General features: G+C 39.7%; 1 protein-coding gene. It reads left to right on the top strand.

Annotated features, from left to right (window positions below; genetic code table 11):
• Window positions 1–103 precede the first annotated feature (103 nt).
• Window positions 104–568 carry an IS200/IS605 family transposase gene (tnpA, locus tag D8836_RS11105; protein ID WP_000057429.1) on the top strand — a complete coding sequence of 155 codons (465 nt, stop codon included), beginning with the start codon at window positions 104–106 and terminating at the stop codon, window positions 566–568.
• Window positions 569–691 lie beyond the last annotated feature (123 nt).

Here is a 691-nt window from a genome sequence, read left to right as displayed (position 1 = left end):
AACCACCCGCTATGCGGGTGCGCGTCGAAGGTTATACCAAAAAAACTCCGAACGCGATACAATAAAGGTGTTCAAGCCAATTGTAAAGCGAAAGGAGAAAAATATGGCACAAAAGGCTCATAGTTTATCGCACACAAAGTGGCACTGTAAGTATCACATTGTGTTCACCCCTAAGTATAGACGAAAAGTTATATATAATCAATATCGAAGTAGTTTAGGCGAAATATTTCATCGCTTGTGTAGTTATAAAGGAGTTGAAATTATCGAGGGTCACTTAATGCCAGACCATGTACACATGTTAGTAAGTATTCCACCAAGGATAAGTGTTTCGAGTTTCATGGGTTATTTAAAAGGAAAAAGTGCACTCATGATGTTTGACAAACACGCCAATCTCAAGTACAAGTTTGGGAATCGACATTTCTGGGCGGAAGGTTATTATGTAAGTACAGTAGGGCTTAATGAAGCCACAATTAAGAAATATATTCAAGAACAGGAAAAGCATGATATAGCACTAGATAAATTAAGTGTAAAAGAATATGAGGATCCCTTTAGGGATAGTGGTAAGTAATACTAAAGCCTCTTTGAGAGGCAAGTGACGAGTCAAGAGCAATAAGGCTTGAACAAAGTGAAAGCCAGCGTCTTTAGGCGCTGGCTGGTAATTTGGGCTTATAGCCCTGGGACAAACCACCCG

The organism is Streptococcus mitis, assembly GCF_003942995.1.
In the GTDB taxonomy this organism is placed as follows: domain Bacteria; phylum Bacillota; class Bacilli; order Lactobacillales; family Streptococcaceae; genus Streptococcus; species Streptococcus mitis_CV.
This window is presented reverse-complemented; position numbering and strand designations above follow the sequence as displayed.